Source organism: Limnohabitans sp. INBF002 (assembly GCF_027924905.1).
GTDB lineage: Bacteria > Pseudomonadota > Gammaproteobacteria > Burkholderiales > Burkholderiaceae_C > Limnohabitans.
This window is the reverse complement of sequence record NZ_AP027055.1, coordinates 1,877,411-1,901,778: the sequence shown is the minus strand read 5'-3', so window position 1 is coordinate 1,901,778 and position 24,368 is coordinate 1,877,411. Positions and strand designations below refer to the sequence as shown.

The window sequence follows — 24,368 nt, the reverse complement described above, 5'->3', positions numbered from 1 at the left end:
TAGCACTGATGTGCTCTGAAAAAATTTGGCAGGGGAAGAAGGACTCGAACCTTCGCATGCTGGAATCAAAATCCAGTGCCTTAACCAACTTGGCGACTCCCCTACACAGGTCAGGCGCTTTGCAGCGACCAACCGTTAACTTTCGCTGGCTGCCCACCCCGCTTGTGGATGAACTGCCATATTGCTGCATATTCGCATTTGCCAGTTGTGCGGTGCTGAGTCAATCAGCACACCGTTTTGTAACTGGGCAAACACTGCGCTGCCAGAACCGGTCATGCGTGGGCTTAATCCAAAAGAGCCTAACCACTGAAGGGCTTCGGTTATTTCTGGGCACAGCGCCTGAGCCACTGGCTGCAAATCGTTACGACCGAAACCGTAAGGATCAACAGCGAAGACCGGCATTGTAGCAGTTTCTGTGGCACGTTGCAGCTCTGGGTGACGAAAAATTCTTGAAGTTTCTAAACCGGCGTTCGGTTTGACCACCACAAAGCGACTGGCAGGCAGCTGAATTGGTGTGATTTTTTCGCCAATACCCTCTACCCAAGCGTTGTGGCCACCCATGAAAAACGGCACATCTGCACCCAAAGTGAGTCCCAACGGCATGAGCTTGGGCAGCGGCCAATTCAAGCCCCACAAACGGTTGAGTGCCAACAACGTGGTGGCTGCATCAGACGAGCCGCCACCCATGCCGGCTTGCGCAGGGATATGTTTTTCAATGGCGATGTGCGCACCCAACGTGGTCCCGCTGGCTTGTTGCAGCGCGCGTGCGGCGCGCGTGACCAAATCGTCTGCGGGCAATGCCACGGTGAGGTCTTCGCGCGTGATCAGGCCGTCGTCGCGTACATCAAAGTGCAGGGTGTCACACCAGTCGATCAACATGAAGACGGACTGCAGCAAGTGATAACCGTCGTCACGTCGGCCTGTGATGTGCAAAAACAGGTTGAGCTTGGCCGGGGCTAAAAGGTGGTGGAGCGAGCGCATGGTTTACTGGTCGAGTTTGATGCGCAGCGTCACTTCAGGCGACGGGGCTGTACGGCGTGCACTCAGCGAACCTTGTGAGATGGCTGACAAGTCGGCTGTCCAGCCCGTGGTGGACACATCGCGGCCTTGCAGCCACGCAAAAATGGCGTCAATCGGCAGTGCTGCGCCCGTGGTCTTTTCGGTCAATTCCGCCAAAGAGCTGAAGTATTGGCGCTTGCTGCCATCGTTGAGTTGCACGAATTGGGGCGTCCACTGCAAAGCGCCAAGCGTGGTGCCGAGGGGGGAATACAAATCAAGCTCGCCGTTCTTTGCGTCACCGCGCAACAAAAAGCTGGCGCTCATCGAAGAAGGGGCTTCGCCTTGCACCTGCACACTGATGCGGCCTTGCCACTCGGTGGGGCTGACTTGTTCCGCACCCAGCGCTTTGGCGGGGCGACTGGGCGTGGCGCAGCCAAGCAGCATGAAGCCCGTGAGCAAACCCAGCAACCAAGCGCGCATCGTCACAGGGCTGGTTTGAGGCGTTGCAGGGTTTCTTGCAAGGTCTCGTTGTTTGGTGACGTGCTCAAGCCTTCACGCCAGATTTGAATGGCTTCGTCTTGGCGCTTCATGCGCCACAGCACTTCGCCTAGGTGGGCCGCAATCTCGGCATCGGCGCGGTCTTTGTAGGCTTTTTGCAGATGGCTCAAGGCCGAGGTGAGGTTGCCCAAACGGAACTCGACCCAGCCCAAGCTGTCTGTGATGAAAGGGTCATCAGGGGCAAATGTCAGGGCCTTGACGATCAGTTGCTTGGCTTCGGGCAAGCGCAAGTTGCGATCAGCCAGTGAAAAGCCCAGCGCGTTGTAGGCGTTGTAATAGCTTGGATTTTTGGCAATCACGGCACGCAAGAGCTTTTCCATCTCGTCGATGCGGTGGAGCTTTTCTGCCAGCATGGCTTGCTCGTACATCAAGTCGATGTCATCGCCGCTGTTGGCGGCGAGCAGGTCAAACGCGGCTTGCCATTGGCTGTGATCGCGCAAGAGTTGCACTTCTGCGAGCAAGCGGCTGCGTTGTTCCTCCGCATTGTTGGCCGGTAGTTTGGCAATCAGCTCACGTGCTTGGACGATCTTGCCTTGGCGAGCAAGCAGTGTGGCGCGACGTGTTTGCGCTTGCGTGAGACCACGTGTGCTGTTGTCAGAGGGGGTTTGTGTGGCCAATGCCACATAGCGAGCCAATGAGGCTTCGGCGAGTTTGTCTTGGCCTTGTTCGAATTGCAGCGAACCCAGCACCAACCAAGCATCAGCCAACTTAGGGTCTTTACGCGTGATGGCTTGCAGCTGCTCAGACGCATCGGTGTAACGTTCTAATTCAATCAACACACGCACATAGCTCATGGCTAACTCTGTGCCTTGTTGGCGGCTCAAGGCCTGCGTCACCCATGCTTCTGCGCCGGACACTTTTTTGCCCATCAATTCCAAGGCCAGTAACGCTGGGCCTTGTGCCTTTGCATCGGCGGATTGCCCCTTTTTGACTGCATCGAGTGCGCCGTCCATGTCGTTGCTGCTGATGCGCATGCGTCCGACCGTGGTCCATGCCGAGGCGGCGGTGTTTGATTTACTCAAGTAGGGTTCAAGCGCTTGCGTCACAACGTTGGTTGCACGCTTTTTGTCGGTGACGCGTGCGTAGTGGCGAGGAATCAGGCTGATGACAGCCTCACGCTCCATCTCGGGCGCCAACGCCAAATCCTTTTTCAGAGGCTCTAAGCTTTCGTTGACTTGGTTGAGTGCCAACAAAATTTGCAGCACTTGGTTGTTGGCCTTGCGGTCCTGTGGCCAAGCTTGTGACCACGCCCGTGCCGCCATCAAAGCACCATCGCCCGAGCGGGCTTGCAAGGCAATCTCGACGGCACGGTCATACAGCTGCACGTCGTTGGATTTACGTGCCGCATCGAGCAGGAGTGAGAACCCAGCGGCGGGCTCACCCTGGCGCAAATTGAGTTCGCCCAACAAGATCTCGTACAGCAACTCGCCCGTGATTGCCGAGTTGGGCGCGGCTTGCGTGCCATCGGTTTGTGCGTTCCCCACAACAGGTAGCGCACACGTGGCAGCTGTTAATAGGGCAAGGCGCAAGGCCCAAAGACGGGCTGCAGGCAAGGGGAATTTCATGCTCGCATCATAATCGCTGACTGTTTTTTCTTGAGTGCGCTATGCCCGAATTACCCGAAGTTGAAGTCACCCGGTTGAGCTTTGCTGATCGCATTGCTGGGGCGCGCATCACGGCGGTTCGGGTGGGGAAGCCACTGCGCTGGCCTTTGGGATGCAAGCCTGAGGCTTTGGTGGGGCGCCAGGTGTTACGGGTGCGTCGACGTGGCAAATACCTGCTGGTTGATTTGGATGAAGGGTTGCTGCTGTGGCATTTGGGCATGTCAGGCAGCTTGCGCTTCAGTGATGACCGAAGCCCGCCACAAACGCATGATCACTTCGATTTAGACACGACGCATGGCTTGCTGCGCCTCAACGACCCTCGCCGCTTTGGCGCGGTGGTGTACGCGCCGAGCGAGCAAAGCGCTGAAGCCGTGAAGCTGCTGGGGCACTTGGGGGTGGAGCCGCTGAATGGGGCATTCGATTTGGACACTTTCCATGCGGGTTTGAAAAAACGCAAAACTGCCATCAAACAAGTGCTGTTGGGCGGCGCACTGGTGGTGGGCGTGGGCAATATTTATGCGTCCGAGGCATTGTTCTTGGCGGGCATTCGCCCCACCACCCGCGCAGACCGCATCAGCCGCCCGCGTGCCGAAAAGCTGCGTTTGGCCATCATCGATGTGTTGGCGCGTGCGGTGAAAAAGGGGGGGAGCACCTTGCGTGACTTCTCAAATGCCGATGGCCAGCAGGGGTACTTTCAGCTCGAAGCCCATGTGTATGACCGCGCAGGCGAGCCGTGTCGCGTGTGCGGCACCACCATTCGCCGCATCCAACAAGGCCAACGCTCTACCTATTACTGCCCCACATGCCAAAAACCATGACTGCAAAAAACAAAAGCTTTGGCGACACCGTGGTGGCGTGGCAAAAAAAACATGGTCGCCACGATCTGCCGTGGCAAAACACGCAAGACCCGTATGCCGTGTGGCTGTCAGAAATCATGTTGCAGCAAACGCAGGTGGTCACCGTGCGCGAGTACTTTGCACGTTTCATGACGCGCTTTCCCACCGTGGCTGATTTGGCTGCCGCGCACCAAGACGAGGTGTTGGGCCTGTGGAGCGGCTTGGGCTACTACAGCCGCGCCCGCAATATGCACAGGGCCGCGCAAGACGTGGTGGCTTTGCATGGCGGCGTGTTTCCGCGCAGCTCTGAAACCTTGCAAACTTTGCCTGGCATTGGCCGCTCCACGGCAGCAGCCGTGGCCTCGCTGTGCTTTGGCGAGCCGATTGCGATTTTGGATGGCAACGTCAAGCGCGTGCTCACCCGCTATTTGGGTTTCAAAGAAGACTTGGCTTCATCGCGTGTGGAAAAAGATCTATGGGCCATCGCCCAAACCATGTTGCCCCAGCGAGATGTGACAAGCGCTATGCCTCGTTACACCCAGGGTGTGATGGATTTAGGTGCGACCTTGTGTACGCCTAAAAAGCCGCAATGCGAGCAATGCCCCGTGGCGGATGCGTGCGTAGCCAGGGCTGAAGGTCAGCCCGAAGCGTATCCCTTCAAAACACGCAAACTCAAACGCACGTCAGAGCAGTTGTGGTTGTTGCACGCCGTCACACGTGATGGCGATGTGTGGCTGATGCAGCGCCCACAAAAGGGTGTGTGGGCGGGTTTGTATTGCTTGCCGGTGTTTGAAAGCTTTGACACCTTGCTGGCTGCTTTGCCAGCCAAGTACCACGCGCAGTTGCAGGAGGGCGGGGTGTTCAAACATGTGCTGACGCACAAAGATTTGCATTTGCATCCGGTGCAGCTGAACTTACCCAGTGCCGTGAAGTTGGGTGCTGCGATGGGGGAGGGGCAATGGGTGGCAGGCGTTGATTGGCCCGCATTGGGGCTGCCCGCGCCTATCCGAAAGCTGCTAGCAGGTTAAGGCGCGACGTCCAGCTCGCGGTGACGCTTGAGCGTGACCCACTCTTGTGCAAAACGCTTGGACAGCAACTCCACCAAATACACCGAGCGGTGTTGCCCACCGGTGCAACCAATGGCCACCGTCACATAGCTGCGGTGGTCTTGGTTGAGGTCAGGCAACCAGGTGTTCATGAAGTCGGTGATTTGGCTGGCCATTTTTTCGACCGCGCCGTGCTCGGTCAGCCAATCGGCTACGGGGGCGTCGCGCCCAGTCAGCGGGCGCAAGGCGGGTTCGTAGTGTGGGTTGGGCAGCATGCGCACGTCAAACACATAGTCGGCATGCACGGGGATGCCGCGTTTGAAGGCGAAAGATTCAAACATCAAGGTCAGCTGTGTGGCAGGGGCCGAGATGAGCGACTTGATGTAGCCCTGCAACTTGCTGCTGCGCAACAAGCTGGTGTCGATGATGTGTGATTCCTCGCGCAGCTCAGACAGCAGTTCACGTTCTAGCTCAATGGCTTCCACCAAGTCGCGTTGCTGATCGCGAATCACGTCTTGACCATCTTGGCGCGACAGCGGGTGGCGGCGACGTGTTTCGGAAAAACGGTGCACCAAAATGTCTGTGGTGGCATCTAAGAACAGCAAGCGCACATCCACGTCCATCAGGCGCAAATGGGCCAGTTGCGCAGGCACCAAAGGCAATGAGCTGGCGCTGCGCACATCCATCGCAATGGCGACTTTGCCGATGCTTTGTTGCTGTTCCAGCTGAACAAAGGGCAGCAGCAACTCGGGCGGCAGGTTGTCTACGCAGTAGTAGCCTGCGTCTTCCAGCGCGTTCAAAGCCACGGATTTACCCGAGCCCGACATGCCTGTGATGAGCACCAGTTCTTGTTTCATTTTTTGCCAGTCTTTGCAGAGGTTTGAAGCATTTCACGCGCGTGGGCGAGGGTGGTGTCTGACACCTTTTCGCCGCCTAACATGCGTGCAATTTCGTTGACTCGTGCATCGGCACTCAGGGCCGTAACTTGACTCGATGTGCCTTGCGCATTGCTGTGTTTGGACACCACCAAGTGGTGGTCGGCACACGCGGCAACTTGTGGCAAGTGGGTCACGGCCAGCACTTGGCGGTCAATGCCGAGTTGCTTCATCAAACGGCCTACAGTCTCAGCCACAGCACCGCCCACGCCTGAATCCACCTCGTCAAAGATGAGGGTTTGCGCCGTACCCAGTTCGCTGGTGGTCACGGCGATGGCCAAGGCAATGCGCGACAGCTCGCCGCCCGAAGCCACTTTGCCCACGGGGCGCGGTGTGCTGCCGGGGTGGCCTGCCACCAAGAAGGTGATGCTCTCTAGGCCACTGGCCGTAGGTTGCTCAGTTTTGTCCAACTGCACCTCAAAGCGACCACCTTGCATGCCCAAGCCTTGCATGGCTTGGGTGATGGCGGTGGCCAGCTTGGGCGCAGCTTGTGTGCGGGCTTGGGAAATTTTGCGGGCTTGCACTTGATACGCCGCTGCGGCTTTGGCTTCTGTGGCCTCCAGGGCTTCAAGGTCTGTGGCGGCATCGAGCTGCGTCAAACGCGTTTTCCACTCCAGGTACAGCGCAGACAGTTCTTGCGGTGTGCGCTTGAAGCGGCGCGCCAAAGACATCCACAGCGACATGCGGTCGTCCAGTGTTTGCAATCGCGCAGGGTCGAGCTCTGTGCGGCTCAAATAGGCGTTGAGCGAATGCGCCACATCGCCCGCTTGTGCAAGGCTAGAGGCCAGCACGTCCACCAGCGCGGTGAATTCGGGCTCCACATCGGTTTGGTCTTGCAGCGTGTCTTGGGCTTTGGTCAACAGGCGTAGTGCGCCGCTGTCGTCGTCTTCTAAGGCTTGGATGGCGGCTTGCGCGGCATCCATCAAGGCTTGTGCGTTCGACAGGCGCGTGTGCTGGCTGTTGAGCTCATCCCATTCGTCTGCGGCGGGCGCAAGCTTGTCGACCTCGGCAATTTGCCACAGCAAACGCTCGCGCTCTTCTTGCAGCGTGGCTTGCGCGGTGCGCGCCTCGTGCAGGGCTTGGGTGGCTTGGCGCCATTGCGTCCATGTTTGTGTCATGCCTTGCAGGCTCACGCCTGCATAGGCGTCTAGCAAACCGCGCACTGCGTCTGGACGGGTCAGGCTTTGCCACGCGTGTTGGCCGTGGATGTCCAGAACCATGTCGCCCAAAGCGCGCAGCTGGGTGGCGGTGGCGGGGCTGCCGTTGATCCACGCGCGGCTTTTGCCTTGCGCGTCAATCGTGCGTTTGAGCAGCAGGTGGTCGTCGGCAGCGATGTCGGCAAAGCCTTCTTCATCTAGCCATTTCAAGATGTCGGATGTGGTGTCGAACTCGGCACAAATCTCGGCACGGGCTGCGCCTTCGCGCACCACGCTGCTTTCAGCACGCGCGCCCAGTACCAGTTGCAGGGCGTCTATCAAAATCGATTTGCCAGCACCGGTCTCGCCGGTGAGCGCAGAAAAACCGCTTGACAAGTCGAGGTCCAGCTCGCGCACGATCACAAAATCGCGCAAAACGATGTGCTGCAGACTCATGCCACACCCTCGTTCCAGTGCAGTTTTTGACGCAAGGTGTCGTAATAGCTCCAGCCGCGTGGATGTAAAAAGGTGGCGTGGTAGTTGGAGCGTTTGACTGTGATGCGGTCGCCAATCAGCAGCGATGCCAGCGACTGCATGTCAAAGTTGGCACTGGCGTCACGGCCAGCCACCAGGTCAATCGTCACCTCGCCGGTGTCGGACAGCACGATGGGGCGGTTGGACAGTGTGTGCGGCGCAATGGGTGCCATGACCCAGGCTGGCAAGGACGGGTGCAGCAGCGGGCCGCCGACGGATAGAGAGTAAGCGGTAGAGCCTGTGGGCGTTGCAATGATGACGCCGTCAGCGCGTTGGTTCGCCACAAACCGGCCATCAATGGCGACGCGTACTTCCAGCATGCCGCTGGTGGCGCCACGGTTGACCACCACGTCGTTCAGGGCCAGGGCATTGAACACGCAATGGCCATCGCGCCATACCTTGGCGCGCATCAATGCGCGGCGGTCTTCCTCATAGCCGCCGCCCAGCATGGCGGTCAGTGTGTTTTTGACTTCATTCAAAGGAATGTCAGTGATGAAACCCAAGCGACCTTGGTTGATACCAATGAGCGGTACGTTGTGTGGTGCCAGTTGGCGGGCATAGCCCAGCATGGTGCCGTCGCCACCCAGCACAATGGCCAAGTCGCAAGATGTGCCAATTTCTTCGATGCCCATCACCGTGTAGCCACTCAGGCCCGAGCCGGCTGCTGTGTCATGCTCTAGGATGACTTCACAGCCCAGCGTGTGCAAGAACTGCGCAATTTCCTCTAGGGTTTTGCGGGAAGATGGGTTAGCGCTTGAACCTGAGTTCAAGTGGTATTTCCCAAGCAAGGCAATCTGACGAAACTTCGATTTCATAGGCAAATTACATCACTAAAATTCGACAACAGGATGACCATGCTAGACGATCGCGCCAAGTTATTGCTCAAAGCGCTGGTAGAGCGCTACATCGCTGACGGGCAACCCGTCGGATCGCGCACGTTGTCTCGCGCCACGGGCATCGAGTTGTCGCCCGCGACCATCCGCAATGTGATGTCGGATTTGGAGGAGTTGGGCCTCATTGCCAGCCCCCACACCTCAGCAGGGCGCATTCCCACGGCGCTGGGCTATCGCCTGTTTGTGGACACCATGCTCACCGCTGAGCGCAGCCACATGCAAACCCCGACGTTGGCCCCAGATCAGCCGCAAAAAGTGATCGCCAATGCCGCACATCTGTTGTCTGATTTGTCGCATTTTGTGGGGGTGGTGATTGCGCCGCGCCGCAGCTCGGTGTTTCGCCACATTGAGTTTTTGCGTCTGTCGGACCGGCGTTTGTTGGTCATCATCGTGTCGCCCGAGGGTGATGTGCAGAACCGCGTGCTGTTCACCGAAACCGACTACTCGGCCTCGCAGCTGGTGGAAGCATCTAACTATTTGAACCACCATTTCGCGGGCATGGCGATTGAGCAGGTGCGCGAAAAACTCTTGGCCGAGGTGGAATCACTGCGCGGCGAAATTGCCACCTTGATGCAAGCGGCGGTGCAGGTAAGCACCGAGGCCTTGACCCAAGCGCAAGACAATGTGGTGGTCAGTGGCGAACGTAATTTGCTGTCGGTGAGTGACTTTTCCAGCGACATGGGCAACCTGCGCCGCGCTTTTGATTTGTTTGAACAAAAAGCACAGCTGGTGCGTTTGCTCGATAGCTCCGCTCAAGCCGAAGGTGTACGTATTTACATCGGCGGCGAAAGCAAAATCGTGCCTATGGAAGAGCTGTCGGTGGTGAGCGCTCCCTACGAGGTAGACGGCCTCGTGGTGGGTACGCTGGGTGTCATCGGCCCCACGCGCATGGCCTACGACCGGATGATTCAAATTGTGGATATCACGTCCAAGTTGGTGAGCAACGCCCTCAGCCACAAATAGGGCGTTTAAGTTTTTGGCAAACGTACGCCAAACAAAATACCGCAAGTCACTAGGGCAAGACCTGCAATTAAGTTGAGGCTCATGGGTTCATTCAAAAACACCACCGCCCCCAGCGCTGACAAGCCCGGCACCAGCGCCGTGATCATGGTGGAGCGCACGGGACCATAGTGACGGATCATCACGTTAAAGGTGATGCCTGAAATCACGACGGAACCTACGCCTTGGAATATGGCTTGAAACAACATCTCAGAAACAGGGGCTGTGTCTAAGTGTGTAGGCACCCAGCCTGCGTAAGCGGCCAAACCATAAACCGGCACAAAGCCCACGCAAGAAAAAGCCGTGATGGCGATGGTGGCGCGCACAGGTTCTAGCGCATGGCGGCGTACCAGCACGCTGTAGCAAGCCCAGCAAAAGGCTGCCGACATAAACATCACATCGCCTTTCCAAACCTCGCCGCCATCCAATGCTTTGAGCAAACTTGTACCGCCCACCAACATATCGCCCAACACAATGCAAGCCAAGCCCATGGCGCGTGCGCGGGTGATGTGATCGTGTAGCACCACGAGGGCCAAGAGTGATGTCCACAGCGGCAAGCTGCCAGGCATCAGTACAGAAGCGTGTGCTGCAGGCGCAAAGAAAAAACCAGAATAAACCAACATTGCATAAAGCATGCTGCCGAAAAGCCCAGCCAAGACCGTGATGCGCAAGGGCAGTGGAGACAAACCCATCAGCGAACCCACGCGGTCACCCGAATGGCGCTGCGAACGCATCAGCCACCAGCCCCAAGGGAGCAGCACGCATCCCGCGCCGATGATGCGCAGAAAGCCAATATCGAGGGGAAGCAGGTGATGCGCAGCAGAGGCGCGCGCCACAACGATGAAGGACGACCAAATCAGCACCGTCACGACTGCAGCGGCGAGCCCGAGGGCTCTAGGGGAGAGTTTCATTTGAAGAATGATAGTTTGCATAGCCCCTACAATCTGTCGCTTCGGTTGGGGCGTTAGCTCAGTTGGTTAGAGCAGAGGACTCATAATCCTTTGGTCCACGGTTCAAGTCCGTGACGCCCTACCAAATATCTGTGATATACTTTCGGTTTTCCAGAGCGGCTGTAGCTCAGCTGGATAGAGTACTTGGCTACGAACCAAGGGGTCGTGGGTTCGATTCCTGCCAGCCGCACCAAACGTGAAGTCCTAGAACAGTAATGTTCTAGGACTTTTTCGTTTTTGCAGCTCTTTATGCCGATCTCGCTTGGTGGACATCCGGTGACCGTTTGGTAATTTATTTTCCTTGGGTCGAATTTATATTCATTAGGAATAAGCCAACTGCAAGCTTGGCATATCAATATGACGAAAATTTCTGAAAGAAGGAATTGTCGTGACTTATAAAAACCGGTTTTTCATTGTCTGTACCACGGCAATCGTTTATTTCGTTTTGTATCAAGTTAACTTGATACTGTTTAGCTCGCTCAATTACTCTCACCGTGTGGATTGGGTGTTTTTGCCAAGTGGTCTGCGGTTGACGTTCGTACTTTTATTTGCGCTGGACGGTGCCATCGGCATCATGCTTGCGTCGACCTTGTTGACATATTTTTTATATTTCGACGGCAGCTATCTGAACCTTTTGATCGGTGGTTCGCTTGCTGGTTTCGCGCCTTTCATGGCACGGCAAATTGCGATCGATTACTTAAAGCTCGATAAAGATTTGTTGAACTTGCGTGCCTTAGGGCTTTTCAAGGTGTCTGTTTTGTTTGCCATCATCAGTTCGTTGATTCATCAGCTTTGGTATTTTTGGATTGGGCGGACTGAGAGTTTTCTCACCAGCACTGCCGTCATGATGGTGGGCGATTGGTTTGGGACAGTCTTGGTGTTGGCTTGCTTTGGATTGATTCTTCCTTGGATGAAGTCAGCCTTAGCGTTCGTCAAAACGAAAGTGATTCAATAGGGGGGCAAGCCTCGTTTCTTGTGTCCAAGGCGCCCGATTGCTTTACGTGACTGTGGTTTTTGAAGTTTTCTTCTTTAATGTGTTTGGAAGTGTGAGTCACTTCACAAAAACAAACAGGAGACGTCAGTATGAAAACCATTCGCACGCTGTTCAAGGTCGGTATGACCTTCGCTTCGTTCTTCGCCGCGTTCGCGGGGCACGCCCAACAAGGCTATCCAAATCGCCCCGTCAAAATCATTGTGCCGTTTGCCGCCAGTGGACCGGCTGACAACTACGCGCGCTTTATGGCGCAGCGTTTGCAAGACGCCTTAGGGCAGCCTTTTGTGGTGGATAACCGGCCTGGTGCGGGGTCAATCATTGGCACTGACGCTGCAGCCAAAGCACCTGCCGATGGTTACACCTTGTTGATGATGTCCAACGCACAGACGGTGAATGAGTCTTTGATTCCCAATAAGCCTTACAACTTGGTCAAAGATTTTGCGCCGATTGCGCCAATTAATTATTCAGATTTGGTCTTGGTGGTGAACCCCAACGTCCAGGCCAATTCATTGCAAGATCTCATCAAACTTGCGCGTGCGAATCCCGGCAAGATGAACTATGCCTCCTCGGGCAACGGCACGCCGTATCACATGGCGGGTGAGCTGTTCAAGTACATGGCGAATGTGCAAATGACGCACATTCCCTACAAGGGCAGTGCCGCTGCGCGAACCGATGTGTTGTCAGGCCAAGTCGACATGATGTTTGACGCGGTGACCACCATGTCTGAAAACATCAAAGCTGGCAAAGTACGCGGACTCGCCACCACGGGGCGTGTACGTTCTGCGGTCACACCTGAACTTCCGACGATGAGTGACGACGGTGTCCCCAAATACGAAGCCGTGATTTGGCTCGGCATGATGGCGCCTGTGGGCACGCCAGAGGCCATCGTGACCAAGCTCAACGCTGAAATCAACAAGATTGTCAATACAGCTGAGGTCAAGGCTATTTGGGCGAAGCAAGGTGCTGCTCCCATGTCGATGTCGGCCCCCGTGTTTGCGAAATACGTCATTGAGGATGTGGCGAAATGGGCCACGATTGTGAAAGTTTCTGGCGCGAAAGCCGATTGATTCAAGGACGAAACATGGAACTGCATATTTTGAGCGGCGGTGCCGCTGCCAGTTTGGTCAATTCGTTGAAGGCTGACTTTGAAGCCACGCATGGCTGCCAAATTCACGGCACGTTCAGTGCGGTGGGCGCGATGAAAGAGAAGCTGCTCAAAGGTGAGCGTTGCGATTTGCTGATCTTGACGCAATCTTTGATGGACGGTTTGATGGCTTCCGGGGAAGTTCGTCCCGGTACTCTGCGCGATCTGGGCGTGGTGAAAACCGGCATTGCAGTCAAGCACGGTAGCCCGCACCCAGCCATTGCCACGCGCGCAGATTTGCAAGCCGCCTTTCGCGCTGCCGAAGGGATTTACTTTCCCGATCCCCAACTCGCAACAGCGGGCATTCACTTTTTCAAAGTGTTACAAACCCTGGGTTTAGATGTGGAACTGGCCGATCGGTTTCATACCTTTCCCAACGGCACCACGGCCATGCATGCCATGGCGCAGGCCAAAGGTGCGCATGTGATGGGGAGTACGCAGGTCACAGAAATCAAATACACCCCCGGTATCGACTTGGTTGGGGTGTTGCCCCAAGAGTTTGAATTGGCCACCATGTACGTCTTGGGAATTCCCACGCGTGCGCATGAGCCTGCACTGGCGCAAAAGTTGGCTGATGTGCTGGCCAGTCACGAAACTCGTACCTTGCGCACATCGAGTGGGTTCGAGTTGAGAGACTAAAATTTGCGGCATGAAATACCATGCCTCACCCTTATTGCTCTGTATCGCTGCCGTGTTGACAGGCTGTGCCACGCCATTGGCCAAGCCTGCGTTTTACCCAAATGCCCATTACCAATATGTGGGGCCAGCCCAAGCCCAAGCTGACACACAAACGTGCATCAGCTTGGCGCAGCAGTCTGATGTGGGTGCTGTGAACAAGGTTGATGCAGGCCGCGCAGCTGCCGCCGGTGCTGCCGGTGTGGGCACGGCAGGCGTTGTTGGCTCGTTGCTCAGTGGCCATAAACCTGATTTGAAAAATATTGCTGCGGGTGCGGCGGCCATTGGTGCGGGTGGCGCTGCCGCTACGGCTGCAGGCCAGTCGGTGGGAGGGAGCAGTTTGTATCGCCAGTTTGTGCAGCAATGCTTGGCTGAACGCGGCTACCAAGTGATTGGATGGCATTGATTTTTAGCCCACCATGAGTAAGGCGTTCACGCGTGAGACCGATGCGGATGACGACGACGACATCACCTTGCCCCCGTTGCCTGCAGGCAGCAAGAACTACATCACGCCTCAGGGCTATGCGGTGCTTCGCGCCGAGTTGTTTGAGTTGATCGACAACGAACGCCCACGCATGGTTGAAATCGTGCATTGGGCCGCCAGCAACGGTGACCGCTCAGAAAACGGTGATTACCACTACGGCAAAAAACGTTTGCGTGAAATTGACCGTCGTATTCGTTTTCTGACCAAGCGTCTAGAGATCGCGGAAGTCACCGATCCCAGTGTTCACCACGGCAGCGACCAAGTGTTCTTTGGTGCCACGGTCACGTATGTGGATGAGGCCGATGTCGAGCGCACTGTCACCATCCTCGGCATTGACGAGGCGGATAGTTTGAACGCTCAAGTGACTTGGGTGTCGCCCATCGCACGTGCGTTGCTCAAAGCGCGTGAAGGCGATGTGGTGAAGTTGGTCACGCCTGTGGGCGTGCAAGACGTCGAGGTGGTCGAGGTGCGCTATCCGGCACCAGCCCCTGCGCAAGCTTAAAGCTTAGGCCTCGCGCCCCACGCCAGACACCACGCGTTGCGCTTGCAACACCGACGGCACGCGGCGTAGATTGCCCAAAACAGTTTCTAAGTGTGCCTTGTCGCGCACCGTGAAGATAAAGCGCAAATCTGTCGCTTCTTGACCGCTCACCTCATCGGCCATCAACACGTGGGTAATGTCAGCTTCGGCACTGGTGATGGCTGAAGCCACGCGGGCCAGCACACCTTTGCCGTTGCTCACGGTCACCACCACAGCGACTTCAAATGTGCGCGTGGGCTCATCTGCCCATTCGACGGCAATGAAGCGTTCGCTGTCTTTGTATTTCAAGCGCTGCGCCACGCCGCATTGGTCGGTGTGTACCACCAAGCCTTCGCCGCGTCCTAGGTAGCCCACGATGGCGTCACCTGGCACGGGGCGGCAGCAGGTGGCGTATTGCACGGAAGCGTTTTCGCTGCCATCCACAGTCACGCTGCCTTGTGACACGTTCTCGTGCGCGGTGAAGCGCTCGCGGCTCAGCAGCAAGGCATCAGGCTTGAGGCCTGTGTCTGAGAGCAAGGTGGCCAAACGTTTGGCCACGATGCTGGCCACGCGCTTGCCCAAGCCAATGTCTGTCAACAATTCGGCCTGTGTTTTGCTGCCTGTGAAGTGCAGCAGCTTGTCCCACAGGGACGCATGTTCACCATCCCGGGCTGGCATTTTTTCAATGCCTTCCGCGCGCAGGGCTTGCGCCAATAGTTTCTCCCCCAAGCCTTGTGACTCGGAATGGGCCATGGTCTTGAGGTGATGGCGAATCTTGGAGCGGGCGCGCCCTGTGCGCACGAAACCCAGCCAAGCGGGGTTGGGCGAGGCAACAGCCGAGGTGATGACTTCGACGATGTCGCCACTGCGCAGCTCGGTGCGCAGCGGCACTTGTTCGCCGTTGACTTTACCTGCCATCGTGCGGTCGCCCACATCGCTGTGGACGGCATAAGCAAAGTCAACGATGGTCGCGCCGCGTGGCATCGCCATGATCTTGCTCTTGGGGGTGAACACATACACCGCATCTGGAAACAAGTCGACTTTGACGTGATCCCAAAACTCGGTGGCGTCTCGCGTTTCGTCTTGGATGTCCAGCAGCGATTGCAGCCACTTATTGCCTAAGTTGGCATTGGCTTCGTTGCTCGAACCTTTGTCTTTGTAGAGCCAGTGTGCAGCCACGCCTGTTTCGGCCACGAGGTGCATGGCTTCGGTGCGCATTTGAAACTCCACGTTCAAACCCGATGGCCCCACGATGGTGGTGTGCAGCGATTGATAGCCGTTGAGCTTGGCAATGGCGATGTGGTCTTTGAACTTGCCCGGCACCGGTTTGTAGATCTGATGCAGCACGCCCAAGGCGGTGTAGCAATCAATCACGTCTGGCAGGATGAGACGGAAACCGTAAATGTCGGTCACCTGTGCAAAGCTGAGGTGCTTGCCATCCATCTTCTTGTAAATCGAATACAGCGTTTTTTCGCGGCCCGAGATGCGCACCTTGAGGCCTGCTTTGGCGAAAGAGGCCTCGACCTCTTGTTGCACTTTTTGCATCAAATCGCGGCGGCGATGGCGGGCTTTTTGAATGGCTTTGTTCAGCACCTTGTGACGCCACGGCCACAGGTATTGAAAGCACAGTTCTTGCAGCTCGCGGTAGGTTTGGTTCAGGCCCAAGCGGTGGGCGATGGGGGCGTAAATTTCCAGCGTTTCGTTCGAGATGCGGCCCCACTTGGCACGAGGCATATCGCCCATGGTGCGCATGTTGTGGCTGCGATCAGCCAGCTTGATGAGGATGACACGCACATCACGCGCCATGGCCAACAGCATCTTGCGGAATGACTCGGCTTGGTTCTCTTCGCGGGTGTTGAACTCCAGCTTGTCGAGCTTGGTCAGGCCATCCACCAAATCGGCCACTTGGATACCAAAGCGTTCGATCAAATCTGTTTTGGTGATGCCGCAGTCTTCCATCGCGTCGTGCAGCAGTGCGGCCGACAGGGCTTGTGCATCGAGCTTCCACTCTGCGCATTGCGCGGCCACAGCGATGGGGTGGGTGATGTAAGGCTCGCCGCTGTTGCGCAACTGGCCTAAATGGGCTTCGTCGGCATAGCGGTAGGCACGACGCACCATGTCTAGGCCTTCTGCATTGAGGTAGCCTAGTTTTTCCGTCAACGCAGCAAAGCTGGCCGCTGCCGCATTGGCTGCAGCCGCGCTTCCAGACAGGGAAGCGGGGGGCTTTAACGTGGATTGGGTAACGCTCATACTGTTTACTTTACTCCCAATAAAAAAGCACCGACACTGCGGTGCTTTTCAGATGGGGAAGACCCCGATTTAGCCGGGTACTTTTTTCAGCATTTCGATGCCGATTTGGCCTGCCGCGATTTCGCGCAAAGCGGTCACGCCTGGCTTGTTCTTGCTCTCAACCTTGGGTGTGTGACCTTGGCTGAGCATGCGAGCGCGGTAAGTGGCGCACAGCACCAATTGAAAGCGGTTAGGGATTTGCTCGAGGCAATCTTCAACAGTGATGCGGGCCATGTGGGTACTCCAGAATTCAGGTGATGTTCAGGGCTTGAAAGATATCAGCCCGAGCCCGGCGCTGTGCCAGGTATTTGAGGCGCTGTGCATGCACGATCGCTTTCAGGTCGAACAAGGCAGTCTCAAACAATTCATTGATTATAACGTAGTCAAATTCTTTGGCCTGCGCCATCTCGTCAGCGGCGTTTTGCAGGCGCAGGTCAATGATGTCGGGGGCGTCTTCGCCACGGTTGTGAAGGCGAGACTTCAGTTCTTCCCAGCTCGGCGGCAAGATGAAGATCAGCACCGCGTTGGCAAACAGCTTTTTCACCTGGATGGCGCCTTGGAAGTCGATTTCCAAAATCACGTCTGCGCCTTGGGCAATGCGGTCTTCGATGGCTTTGCGCGATGTGCCGTAGCGTTGGCCGTGGACATTGGCCCATTCCAAAAACGCGTTCGATTCAACCATTTGGTCGAATTCAGGCAGCGAGACAAAGAAGTATTCGCGGCCATGCTTTTCTTGGCCACGGGGTTGGCGCGTGGTGTGCGATACGGAGGGGCGCACTTTGGCGTCGAGCTCCATCAAGGCTTTGACGAGGCTCGATTTGCCAGCCCCGCTGGGGGCCGCGACCACAAAGAGGTTGCCGGGGAAGTTGTCCATTATTCGATGTTCTGTACTTGTTCGCGGAGTTGTTCGATGAGCACTTTCATGTCCACCGAAATACGAGTCATTTCCATGGTGGCCGACTTCGATCCCAAGGTGTTGGCCTCGCGGTGCAGCTCTTGGATGAGGAAGTCCAAACGCTTGCCCACGCCTTCGGCCTTGCCGCCTTTGGCCAGCAAGTCGTCCATCTCGTCAAAGTGCGAGACCAAGCGGGTCAGCTCTTCGGCCACGTCAATGCGAATGGCAAAAGATGTGGCTTCGGTCAGTGCACGGTCTTGCGCGGCTTCGGGCAGGGCCGTGCCTTCGGTCAAGGCCATGGCTTCGCGCCAGCGCTCTAAAAAGCGCAGGCGTTGTTGCTCCACCAGCTGCGGCACCAGCGGTGCGGCCTGTGTGGCCAGCACGCGCAATTGGCCAATGCGTTCGCGCAGGGTTTGGGCCAAGCGTGCGCCTTCGCGTTCGCGGGCGTCGCTCAGTTGGGTCAAAGTGGTTTGGGCCAGTTTCAGCACCGCAGGGCCAATGTCGGCGGGCGCGGCAGATTGGGCCGTGGCCAAGCGCAGCACATCGGCCACCGACAGTCCGTTGGCCTTTGGCAAGTGAGCGTGTACTAGCTCTTGTAGGCCCAGCAGGCGTTGCAGCAGGGCAGGGGTGGGCTCAGAAAAGCTGGTGTCGGCCGTGCTTTCAATGTTGGCGCGCACCTCAACTTTGCCGCGTTTGAGGTGCTTGGTCACCAGCTCTCGCATAGCCGCTTCGTGCTGGCGCAGCTCTTCGGGCATCTTGAACGTCAGGTCCAGAAAGCGGCTGTTGACCGAGCGAATCTCTAGCCCCAAGCGCAGGGCTGGGCTGTTGGCGGTGTCTGAAGTCAGCTCGGTTTGCGCACTGGCATAACCGGTCATGCTGTAAATAGGCATGGTGTGGCGTTTCGTATCAAAGACGAGATTATCTCAGGCTCGCAGCTGCACTTTTGGACGTGCGCATGGGTAATGCGGATTGCCCGACAATTGACGTTTTACCGAACCCTTCACACGCTTGATTCAAAGCCCTAAAAATGACGACCACCTTGCCCGCCTCTCGCCACACCCGTGCTGCCGACCAACTGCGCCCCGTGCGCATCACCCGTCACTTCACCATGCATGCCGAAGGTTCGGTGCTGATTGAGTTTGGTCACACCAAAGTGTTGTGCACCGCCTCGGTGGAAGAAAAAGTGCCTGGCCACAAAAAAGGCTCGGGCGAAGGCTGGGTCACCGCCGAATACGGCATGCTGCCCCGCGCCACCCACACCCGCAGCGACCGCGAAGCCGCACGCGGTAAACAGTCGGGCCGCACGCAAGAAATTCAGCGCCTCATTGGCCGCTCGATGCGCGCTGTGTTTGACCTGAAGAAACTGGGCGAACGCACCATCCATTTGGACTGCGACGTGTTGCAAGCCGATGGCGGCACACGCACCGCTAGCATTACGGGCGCGTTTGTGGCGGCGCAAGACGCGGTGAACAAGCTCATCGCCGCTGGCAAGCTCACCGAGAGCCCCATCATTCAAGGCGTGGCTGCGATTTCGGTGGGCATGTTGGGCGACTTGCCTTTGCTCGATTTGGAATACACCGAAGACTCCACCTGCGACACCGACATGAACGTGGTCATGACCAGCGCTGGCCACTACGTGGAAGTGCAGGGCACAGCCGAAGGTTTGCCATTCACCCGCGACCAAATGAATGCCTTGATGGCCTTGGCCGAAAAAGGCGTGCGTGAACTCATTGCCATGCAGCAAGAAGCCTTGCAATCTTGATTCATCACCTCGGCTGCAATCTATGACATCGGCGTTGAAAAAAATCGTTCTGGCCTCCAACAACCAAGGCAAGCTTGCCGAGTTGCAAGCCATGTTTGCGCCTTTGGGCGTCGAGCTGGTGCGCCAAGGTGATTTGCACATTGGCGAAGCCGAAGAGCCGTTTCACACCTTCGTCGAAAACGCCTTGGCCAAAGCCCGCCACGCAGCGCGTGAGAGCGGCTTACCCGCCGTGGCCGACGATGCAGGCCTGTGCGTCGACGCCTTTGGTGGCCTGCCCGGTGTGCAAACCGCTTTCTACGCCACCCAGTTTGGCTACGAGAAAAGCGACGACAACAACGTGCGCGCTTTGCTGGAGCAAATGGCCAACGTAGACAACCGCCGCGCAGCTTTGGTGAGCACCCTTGTGGCCGTGCGCCACCCTGACGACCCCGAACCGCTTATTGCTGTGGGCCGTGCCGTGGGTGAAATCACCCGTGTGCCAGTGGGGGCCAACGGCTTTGGCTTTGACCCCATCATGTTCATCCCGCGTTTTGGCAAGACCTTTGCCGAACTGCCCATCGAGGTTAAAAACGCCAACAGCCACCGTGGCCAAGCCGCGCAACAAATGCTGGCGCTCATGCGCGAACGTTGGTTCGCTTAAAGCTTCTTTGATGACCCAAGACATCCAACACCTCATGCGCCCCGGCACGCTGTCGCTTAGCAGCTTGCCGCCGCTCTCGCTGTACGTGCATTTGCCGTGGTGCTTGAAGAAGTGCCCCTATTGCGACTTCAACTCGCACGAGCTCACGAGCAGCGTGGGTGGCGAGTTGCCTGAGCAGCGCTACCTCGATGCCCTGTGTGCTGACCTAGAGCACAGCTTGCCTCTCATCTGGGGCCGCAGTGTGCACAGTATCTTCATTGGTGGGGGCACGCCCAGCTTGTTTTCGCCGGCTGCGATTGAGCGGCTCATCAGCGACATGCGCGCGCGTTTGCGTTTAGAGGCCGATTGCGAAATTACGTTAGAGGCCAACCCCGGCACGTTTGAAAAAGACCGCTTTCGTGCCTTCCGCGCCGCAGGCGTCACCCGCTTGTCGGTGGGCGTGCAAAGCTTCAACGACCAACACTTGCAAGCCTTGGGGCGCGTGCACAACCGCGCCCAAGCCATTGCTGCGGTAGAAGAAGCACGCGAAGCCTTTGACACCTTCAACCTCGACCTGATGTACGCCTTGCCCGGCCAAACGTTGGCGCAGTTGGACGAAGACCTTGACATGGCTTTGTCTTTGCAGCCCCCGCATTTGTCGGTCTACCACCTCACCATTGAGCCCAACACCGTGTTTGCCAAATTCCCGCCCCAAGTGCCGGAAGACGACGACGCCTACGCCATGCTCGACCGCATCACCGAGCGCACCGCCGCCGTGGGCCTGCACCGCTACGAAGTGTCGGCCTACGCCAAAGACAACCACCGCTGCTGGCACAACACCAACTATTGGCAGTTTGGCGACTATTTGGGCATTGGCGCTGGCGCCCACAGCAAACTCAGCTTTGCACATCGCGTGCTGCGCCAAGTGCGCAACCGTGACCCGCGCCTGTTCATGGACCACGCGCTAGACACCAGCCGCGCTGACCGTGCCGTGGCCCAAAGCACCGAGGTGGCACGCGCCGAACTGCCGTTTGAGTTCATGCTCAATGCGCTGCGCCTGCGCCACGGTTTTTCGTTGGCTGACTTCACCGACCGCACGGGCCTGCCCGTGACTGCCATTCAAGCTGCACTGACCGAGGCCGAAGCCAAAGGACTCATCACGCGCGACTTTCAGCGCGTGGTGCCCACCGAGCGCGGCTTTGATTTCTTGAGCGATTTGCAATCTTTGTTTTTGTCTGAGGCCTGAACCTCAAAAACAGGTCAAAGTGCCATTACAATCTCGCCTGAATTTCAACTAGGAAGCTTGGCAGAGCGGTTGAATGCACCGGTCTTGAAAACCGGCGAGGGTGTGAGCCCTCCGTGAGTTCGAATCTCACAGCTTCCGCCAGTTTTAAAAACCAACTCATTGCAGTTGGTTTTTTTATTTCTGCAGTCGTAGAAAACATAAAGGCAGCCCGTGTTCAAAAACGTGATGGTGTATCGAATCGGTGAGGGCTGGAGCCCTAGCCTTGAGCAAATCGAACAGGCGTTAGACGCCGAGCGTTTTGTGCCTTGTGGTGCGAGCCAAGAAAAAGCCATTGGCTGGGTTGAGCCACGCGGCGAGGCGCACGGCCCGTTGGTTGAGGCGGTGAGTGGCCAGCGCATTTTGAAACTCAAGATCGAGACCAAAGGCGTGCCCGGCTCGGTGGTCACCCGCAAGGCCAAAGAGCGCAGCGCGGTGATTGAAGCCACCGAAGGCCGCAAGCCTGGCAAGAAGGAAATGAAGGAAATCAAAGAGGACGTGAAGATGTCTTTGATGCCCATGGCCTTCAGCAAAGAGTCATCGGTGCTGGTGTGGATTGACCCCGTTACAAATCTGATGGTGATGGACGCAGGCAGTCAAGCCAAAGCGGACGAGGTGGTGACCATGCTGGTCAAATCGTTTGCAGGCTTGAGCTTGACCTTGATCAACACCGAAATGTCGCCACAGTCGGCCATGGCTTCGTGGTTGATCACGCAAGAGTCACCCGCGGCATTCAGCGTAGACCGCGAGTGCGAACTGAAGGCTGCAGATGAGTCCAAGTCGGTGGTGCGTTACGTGCGCCACCCGCTAGATACCGATGAGGTGAAGCACCATGTGGAAGGCGGCAAGCTGCCCACGCGTTTGGCGCTGACCTGGGAAGGGCGCGTGTCGTTCTCGCTGACCGAAGCCATGCAGCTGAAAAAGATCACCTTCTTAGACGTGGTATTTGAAGCCACGTCCACCGAAAAAGACGAAGGCTTTGATGCCGATGTGGCCATTGCCACCGGTGAGCTGAGCAAGCTCTTGCCCGACTTGTTTGAAGCCTTGGGCGGCGAGATGGCGTTGGGCTAAAGGCCAGAGGCGCGTGATGCGAATTAACCTGGTCACCCCATTTGCCGAGAAAGACGCCGCCAAAGCGCTAGGCGCGCGTTGGGATTCAGCCAAGAAAGTTTGGTACATCGTGGATGTGGAAGATCTGACGCCGTTCTTGCGCTGGATTCCCAACCTAGATGCTGCCCAAGATACGGTGGCTACAGCGCCTGCAAGCGTTCAAACGCCCATGGCTAAGGTCAAGTCACCAGCCACCTCAAAACCTGCTGTAGAAGTGCCGCATTGCGGCTGCAGCGTGCTGCCTTGGGATGACTGCGAACACTCGCTTAGTCGGTAATCAATTCAGTGTTTAACCGCCGTGCGCGGTGGTCCACGTAGTAGCCACCAAACTCGGTGTAGCGCAGTACGTGTTGTTGGCACTTACTGCAGGCGTGCACATCGCAGCGGTTGTACGGAAAAAATTTCAAAGCCACAGGCGCATCGGCTGATTCGTAGCGGGTGCCGTTTGGGTGCTGTTCTTCAAATGTGGGTTCATACGCATCGGGGTCGCGCAAGGTGGCCACGCGCGTCATTTGCTGGGCAGGCCAAGCGGTGTCGTTGACGCTTTCCCAGCCTGCGCAGTGTTGCAGGCTGCATTGGCAGGAGGTGTGGGGTTGGCTGGCCAGCTGGCGCAGGGCCTCGGGCGTGTTTAAAAACGGAACAGAACTCATAGCGGCAGAGCCTACCACTGCGCCGCTGTGTGAAAGCTTCTAAAACAAAAAAGCCCTGCAGTGCAGGGCTTTTTGCTGTCGCGAACGAGTCGCACTAGGCTGTGTGCAATTACTTGCGCTTGGCCAATGGCTCCACGTTGCGGTGTGCATCGCCCGTGAACAATTGACGTGGACGGCCGATTTTGTACTCGGGGTCGCTGATCATTTCGTTCAACTGAGCGATCCAGCCCACGGTACGTGCCAAGGCGAAGATGCCGGTGAACAAGTTCACGGGAATGCCGATGGCGCGTTGCACGATGCCAGAGTAGAAGTCGACGTTGGGGTACAGCTTGCGGCTGACGAAGTATTCGTCTTCCAAAGCGATTTTTTCCAAAGCCTTGGCCAACTTGAACAAAGGATCGTTCTCGAGACCGAGTTCTTTCAACACTTCGTCGCAAGTTTCTTGCATCAATTTGGCGCGTGGGTCGTAGTTTTTGTAAACGCGGTGACCGAAGCCCATGAGCTTGACGCCAGAGTTCTTGTCTTTGACCTTCTCCATGAACTCGCCCACTTTAGAGACGCCGCCCATGGCTTGGATTTCTTCCAACATGTTCAAGCAAGCTTCGTTGGCGCCGCCGTGTGCGGGGCCCCACAAGCAAGCCACACCCGCAGCGATGGCTGCGAAGGGGTTGGTGCCTGACGAGCCGCACAAACGCACGGTCGATGTGGAAGCGTTTTGCTCGTGGTCTGCGTGCAACGTGAAGATGCGGTCCATGGCGCGCTCGAGCACGGGGTTGACCACGTACTCTTCGCAAGGTGTACCAAACATCATGCGCAAGAAGTTGCCTGAGTAGCTCAGGTTGTTCTGTGGGTACATGTAAGGCTGGCCCACGCCGTATTTGTAAGCCATGGCCACCAGGGTTGGCATCTTGGCGATCAAACGGATGGCAGCGATTTCGCGGTGCTCTGGATTGTTGATGTCGGTGCTGTCGTGATAGAACGCAGACAAAGCGCCCACCAAGCCAGTCAACACAGCCATCGGGTGTGCATCACGGCGGAAGCCACGCAAGAAGAATTGCATTTGCTCGTTGACCATGGTGTGGTTGGTCACGGTGCTTTCAAACTCGGCTTTTTGTGCGGCGTTGGGCAGCTCGCCCTTCAACAGCAAGTAACAAGTTTCGAGGTAGTCGCAGTTGGTGGCGAGTTGTTCGATGGGGTAGCCGCGGTACAGCAACTCACCTTTGTCGCCGTCGATGTAGGTGATGCCCGATTGGCAAGACGCGGTCGACAAAAAGCCTGGGTCATAGGTGAACATGCCAGTTTGGCCGTACAACTTACGGATGTCGATGACGTCAGGACCGACGCTGCCGCTGTAGACGGGCATGTCGATGCTGGGGCTGCCGTTGCTGAACGACAGGGTTGCTTTGTTATCTGCAAGTTTCATGGTGATTCCTAAATGTCTTTTAAAAGCGGTG

The 24,368-nt window shown here is 57.0% G+C and carries 26 protein-coding genes and 4 tRNA genes; 16 read left to right on the top strand and 14 right to left on the bottom strand.

Annotation, left to right across the window (positions count from 1 at the left end; translation table 11 throughout):
* Positions 1-26: 26 nt before the first annotated feature.
* The 4 genes from QMG15_RS09415 to QMG15_RS09400 all read right to left on the bottom strand — a co-directional run bounded on the left by QMG15_RS09415 (position 27) and on the right by QMG15_RS09400 (position 3,122).
* A tRNA-Gln gene (locus QMG15_RS09415) sits at positions 27-103 on the bottom strand.
* A 32-nt stretch (positions 104-135) separates the two neighbouring features.
* On the bottom strand, positions 136-981 hold the full coding sequence (gene ispE / locus QMG15_RS09410) for a 4-(cytidine 5'-diphospho)-2-C-methyl-D-erythritol kinase (RefSeq protein WP_281788386.1): 846 nt from the start codon (positions 979-981) through the stop codon (positions 136-138).
* A 3-nt stretch (positions 982-984) separates the two neighbouring features.
* A complete protein-coding gene (locus QMG15_RS09405) occupies positions 985-1,479 on the bottom strand; it encodes a lipoprotein insertase outer membrane protein LolB (RefSeq protein ID WP_281788385.1) in 495 nt (164 codons plus the stop codon).
* A gap of 2 nt (positions 1,480-1,481) precedes the next feature.
* Positions 1,482-3,122: a tetratricopeptide repeat protein gene (locus QMG15_RS09400; RefSeq protein ID WP_281788384.1), complete on the bottom strand. Its 1,641-nt coding sequence runs from the start codon at positions 3,120-3,122 to the stop codon at positions 1,482-1,484.
* Positions 3,123-3,163: 41 nt separating this feature from the next.
* Here QMG15_RS09400 and mutM point away from each other — a divergent pair, with 41 nt between their 5' ends.
* Together mutM and mutY are read left to right on the top strand one after the other, a co-directional pair.
* Entirely contained in the window at positions 3,164-3,979 is an 816-nt protein-coding gene (gene mutM / locus QMG15_RS09395; protein WP_281788383.1) for a bifunctional DNA-formamidopyrimidine glycosylase/DNA-(apurinic or apyrimidinic site) lyase, read from the top strand.
* On the top strand, positions 3,976-5,025 hold the full coding sequence (mutY, locus tag QMG15_RS09390; protein ID WP_281788382.1) for an A/G-specific adenine glycosylase: 1,050 nt from the start codon (positions 3,976-3,978) through the stop codon (positions 5,023-5,025). Before mutM ends, mutY begins: the two co-directional genes overlap by 4 nt.
* Here mutY and rapZ read toward each other — a convergent pair.
* From rapZ to QMG15_RS09375, 3 genes are read right to left on the bottom strand one after another with little or no spacing between them, the layout of a single operon-like run.
* The gene (rapZ, locus tag QMG15_RS09385; protein ID WP_281788381.1) at positions 5,022-5,900 is read right to left on the bottom strand and encodes an RNase adapter RapZ; all 879 of its coding nucleotides are present in this window, start codon (positions 5,898-5,900) and stop codon (positions 5,022-5,024) included. The genes mutY and rapZ overlap by 4 nt on opposite strands.
* Positions 5,897-7,570 (bottom strand): DNA repair protein RecN, encoded by a 1,674-nt coding sequence (recN, locus tag QMG15_RS09380; RefSeq protein ID WP_281788380.1) that lies wholly within the window; start codon positions 7,568-7,570, stop codon positions 5,897-5,899. The genes rapZ and recN overlap by 4 nt, the downstream gene beginning before the upstream one ends.
* Entirely contained in the window at positions 7,567-8,463 is an 897-nt protein-coding gene (locus QMG15_RS09375) for an NAD kinase (protein WP_108357941.1), read from the bottom strand. The genes recN and QMG15_RS09375 overlap by 4 nt, the downstream gene beginning before the upstream one ends.
* A gap of 39 nt (positions 8,464-8,502) precedes the next feature.
* On the opposite strand from QMG15_RS09375, the gene hrcA reads away from it, so the two are divergent.
* Positions 8,503-9,504 carry a heat-inducible transcriptional repressor HrcA gene (gene hrcA, locus QMG15_RS09370; RefSeq protein WP_108358446.1) on the top strand — a complete coding sequence of 334 codons (1,002 nt, stop codon included), beginning with the start codon at positions 8,503-8,505 and terminating at the stop codon, positions 9,502-9,504.
* Positions 9,505-9,509: 5 nt separating this feature from the next.
* Here hrcA and QMG15_RS09365 read toward each other — a convergent pair whose 3' ends face one another.
* The gene (locus QMG15_RS09365) at positions 9,510-10,451 is read right to left on the bottom strand and encodes a DMT family transporter (RefSeq protein ID WP_199220165.1); all 942 of its coding nucleotides are present in this window, start codon (positions 10,449-10,451) and stop codon (positions 9,510-9,512) included.
* A 47-nt stretch (positions 10,452-10,498) separates the two neighbouring features.
* Between QMG15_RS09365 and QMG15_RS09360 the strand changes: the two genes are divergently transcribed.
* The 7 genes from QMG15_RS09360 (at position 10,499) to greB (ending at position 14,289) form a co-directional block, all read left to right on the top strand.
* Positions 10,499-10,575, top strand: a tRNA-Ile gene (locus QMG15_RS09360).
* A gap of 31 nt (positions 10,576-10,606) precedes the next feature.
* Positions 10,607-10,683, top strand: a tRNA-Arg gene (locus tag QMG15_RS09355).
* Between the two features lie 195 nt (positions 10,684-10,878).
* Entirely contained in the window at positions 10,879-11,445 is a 567-nt protein-coding gene (locus tag QMG15_RS09350; protein WP_281788379.1) for a hypothetical protein, read from the top strand.
* A 128-nt stretch (positions 11,446-11,573) separates the two neighbouring features.
* Positions 11,574-12,551, top strand: a complete 978-nt coding sequence (locus tag QMG15_RS09345) for a tripartite tricarboxylate transporter substrate binding protein (protein WP_281788378.1) — start codon at positions 11,574-11,576, stop codon at positions 12,549-12,551.
* A gap of 14 nt (positions 12,552-12,565) precedes the next feature.
* Positions 12,566-13,267 (top strand): substrate-binding domain-containing protein, encoded by a 702-nt coding sequence (locus QMG15_RS09340; RefSeq protein WP_281788377.1) that lies wholly within the window; start codon positions 12,566-12,568, stop codon positions 13,265-13,267.
* A gap of 10 nt (positions 13,268-13,277) precedes the next feature.
* Positions 13,278-13,709: a hypothetical protein gene (locus QMG15_RS09335; protein WP_281788376.1), complete on the top strand. Its 432-nt coding sequence runs from the start codon at positions 13,278-13,280 to the stop codon at positions 13,707-13,709.
* A 13-nt stretch (positions 13,710-13,722) separates the two neighbouring features.
* Positions 13,723-14,289: a transcription elongation factor GreB gene (gene greB, locus QMG15_RS09330; protein WP_281788375.1), complete on the top strand. Its 567-nt coding sequence runs from the start codon at positions 13,723-13,725 to the stop codon at positions 14,287-14,289.
* A 3-nt stretch (positions 14,290-14,292) separates the two neighbouring features.
* Here greB and QMG15_RS09325 read toward each other — a convergent pair whose 3' ends face one another.
* The 4 genes from QMG15_RS09325 to QMG15_RS09310 all read right to left on the bottom strand — a co-directional run bounded on the left by QMG15_RS09325 (position 14,293) and on the right by QMG15_RS09310 (position 18,381).
* Complete coding sequence (locus QMG15_RS09325) at positions 14,293-16,557, bottom strand: bifunctional (p)ppGpp synthetase/guanosine-3',5'-bis(diphosphate) 3'-pyrophosphohydrolase (protein WP_281788374.1); 2,265 nt, start codon at positions 16,555-16,557, stop codon at positions 14,293-14,295.
* A 69-nt stretch (positions 16,558-16,626) separates the two neighbouring features.
* A complete protein-coding gene (gene rpoZ, locus QMG15_RS09320; RefSeq protein WP_104798901.1) occupies positions 16,627-16,830 on the bottom strand; it encodes a DNA-directed RNA polymerase subunit omega in 204 nt (67 codons plus the stop codon).
* A 16-nt stretch (positions 16,831-16,846) separates the two neighbouring features.
* The gene (gmk, locus tag QMG15_RS09315; protein WP_108357934.1) at positions 16,847-17,470 is read right to left on the bottom strand and encodes a guanylate kinase; all 624 of its coding nucleotides are present in this window, start codon (positions 17,468-17,470) and stop codon (positions 16,847-16,849) included.
* Entirely contained in the window at positions 17,470-18,381 is a 912-nt protein-coding gene (locus QMG15_RS09310; RefSeq protein WP_281788373.1) for a YicC/YloC family endoribonuclease, read from the bottom strand. The genes gmk and QMG15_RS09310 overlap by 1 nt, the downstream gene beginning before the upstream one ends.
* A 137-nt stretch (positions 18,382-18,518) precedes the next feature.
* Between QMG15_RS09310 and rph the strand changes: the two genes are divergently transcribed.
* From rph to QMG15_RS09280, 6 genes are all read left to right on the top strand, one after another.
* Positions 18,519-19,253 carry a ribonuclease PH gene (gene rph / locus QMG15_RS09305; protein WP_281788372.1) on the top strand — a complete coding sequence of 245 codons (735 nt, stop codon included), beginning with the start codon at positions 18,519-18,521 and terminating at the stop codon, positions 19,251-19,253.
* A 22-nt stretch (positions 19,254-19,275) separates the two neighbouring features.
* The gene (gene rdgB, locus QMG15_RS09300; protein WP_281788371.1) at positions 19,276-19,893 is read left to right on the top strand and encodes an RdgB/HAM1 family non-canonical purine NTP pyrophosphatase; all 618 of its coding nucleotides are present in this window, start codon (positions 19,276-19,278) and stop codon (positions 19,891-19,893) included.
* 10 nt (positions 19,894-19,903) lie between these two features.
* Positions 19,904-21,118 (top strand): radical SAM family heme chaperone HemW, encoded by a 1,215-nt coding sequence (gene hemW / locus QMG15_RS09295; protein ID WP_281788370.1) that lies wholly within the window; start codon positions 19,904-19,906, stop codon positions 21,116-21,118.
* Between the two features lie 51 nt (positions 21,119-21,169).
* Positions 21,170-21,259, top strand: a tRNA-Ser gene (locus QMG15_RS09290).
* A gap of 69 nt (positions 21,260-21,328) precedes the next feature.
* Positions 21,329-22,225 carry a recombination-associated protein RdgC gene (locus tag QMG15_RS09285; protein ID WP_281788369.1) on the top strand — a complete coding sequence of 299 codons (897 nt, stop codon included), beginning with the start codon at positions 21,329-21,331 and terminating at the stop codon, positions 22,223-22,225.
* Positions 22,226-22,241: 16 nt separating this feature from the next.
* Entirely contained in the window at positions 22,242-22,541 is a 300-nt protein-coding gene (locus QMG15_RS09280) for a DUF5710 domain-containing protein (protein ID WP_281788368.1), read from the top strand.
* On the opposite strand, the gene QMG15_RS09275 is transcribed toward QMG15_RS09280, so the two are convergent.
* Both QMG15_RS09275 and QMG15_RS09270 read right to left on the bottom strand, forming a co-directional pair.
* Positions 22,531-22,914 (bottom strand): hypothetical protein, encoded by a 384-nt coding sequence (locus QMG15_RS09275; RefSeq protein ID WP_281788367.1) that lies wholly within the window; start codon positions 22,912-22,914, stop codon positions 22,531-22,533. The two genes, QMG15_RS09280 and QMG15_RS09275, sit on opposite strands and share 11 nt — an antisense overlap.
* A 109-nt stretch (positions 22,915-23,023) precedes the next feature.
* The gene (locus tag QMG15_RS09270; protein WP_281788366.1) at positions 23,024-24,337 is read right to left on the bottom strand and encodes a citrate synthase; all 1,314 of its coding nucleotides are present in this window, start codon (positions 24,335-24,337) and stop codon (positions 23,024-23,026) included.
* Positions 24,338-24,368: the final 31 nt, after the last annotated feature.

Coding starts and splice junctions, on each gene's coding strand:
- ispE (WP_281788386.1), bottom strand. CDS start 981: ATGCGCTCGCTCCACCACCTTTTAGCCCCGGCCAAGCTCAACCTGTTT.
- QMG15_RS09405 (WP_281788385.1), bottom strand. CDS start 1,479: ATGCGCGCTTGGTTGCTGGGTTTGCTCACGGGCTTCATGCTGCTTGGC.
- QMG15_RS09400 (WP_281788384.1), bottom strand. CDS start 3,122: ATGAAATTCCCCTTGCCTGCAGCCCGTCTTTGGGCCTTGCGCCTTGCC.
- mutM (WP_281788383.1), top strand. CDS start 3,164: ATGCCCGAATTACCCGAAGTTGAAGTCACCCGGTTGAGCTTTGCTGAT.
- mutY (WP_281788382.1), top strand. CDS start 3,976: ATGACTGCAAAAAACAAAAGCTTTGGCGACACCGTGGTGGCGTGGCAA.
- rapZ (WP_281788381.1), bottom strand. CDS start 5,900: ATGAAACAAGAACTGGTGCTCATCACAGGCATGTCGGGCTCGGGTAAA.
- recN (WP_281788380.1), bottom strand. CDS start 7,570: ATGAGTCTGCAGCACATCGTTTTGCGCGATTTTGTGATCGTGCGCGAG.
- QMG15_RS09375 (WP_108357941.1), bottom strand. CDS start 8,463: ATGAAATCGAAGTTTCGTCAGATTGCCTTGCTTGGGAAATACCACTTG.
- hrcA (WP_108358446.1), top strand. CDS start 8,503: ATGCTAGACGATCGCGCCAAGTTATTGCTCAAAGCGCTGGTAGAGCGC.
- QMG15_RS09365 (WP_199220165.1), bottom strand. CDS start 10,451: ATGAAACTCTCCCCTAGAGCCCTCGGGCTCGCCGCTGCAGTCGTGACG.
- QMG15_RS09345 (WP_281788378.1), top strand. CDS start 11,574: ATGAAAACCATTCGCACGCTGTTCAAGGTCGGTATGACCTTCGCTTCG.
- QMG15_RS09340 (WP_281788377.1), top strand. CDS start 12,566: ATGGAACTGCATATTTTGAGCGGCGGTGCCGCTGCCAGTTTGGTCAAT.
- QMG15_RS09335 (WP_281788376.1), top strand. CDS start 13,278: ATGAAATACCATGCCTCACCCTTATTGCTCTGTATCGCTGCCGTGTTG.
- greB (WP_281788375.1), top strand. CDS start 13,723: ATGAGTAAGGCGTTCACGCGTGAGACCGATGCGGATGACGACGACGAC.
- QMG15_RS09325 (WP_281788374.1), bottom strand. CDS start 16,557: ATGAGCGTTACCCAATCCACGTTAAAGCCCCCCGCTTCCCTGTCTGGA.
- rpoZ (WP_104798901.1), bottom strand. CDS start 16,830: ATGGCCCGCATCACTGTTGAAGATTGCCTCGAGCAAATCCCTAACCGC.
- gmk (WP_108357934.1), bottom strand. CDS start 17,470: ATGGACAACTTCCCCGGCAACCTCTTTGTGGTCGCGGCCCCCAGCGGG.
- QMG15_RS09310 (WP_281788373.1), bottom strand. CDS start 18,381: ATGCCTATTTACAGCATGACCGGTTATGCCAGTGCGCAAACCGAGCTG.
- rph (WP_281788372.1), top strand. CDS start 18,519: ATGACGACCACCTTGCCCGCCTCTCGCCACACCCGTGCTGCCGACCAA.
- rdgB (WP_281788371.1), top strand. CDS start 19,276: ATGACATCGGCGTTGAAAAAAATCGTTCTGGCCTCCAACAACCAAGGC.
- hemW (WP_281788370.1), top strand. CDS start 19,904: ATGACCCAAGACATCCAACACCTCATGCGCCCCGGCACGCTGTCGCTT.
- QMG15_RS09280 (WP_281788368.1), top strand. CDS start 22,242: ATGCGAATTAACCTGGTCACCCCATTTGCCGAGAAAGACGCCGCCAAA.
- QMG15_RS09275 (WP_281788367.1), bottom strand. CDS start 22,914: ATGAGTTCTGTTCCGTTTTTAAACACGCCCGAGGCCCTGCGCCAGCTG.
- QMG15_RS09270 (WP_281788366.1), bottom strand. CDS start 24,337: ATGAAACTTGCAGATAACAAAGCAACCCTGTCGTTCAGCAACGGCAGC.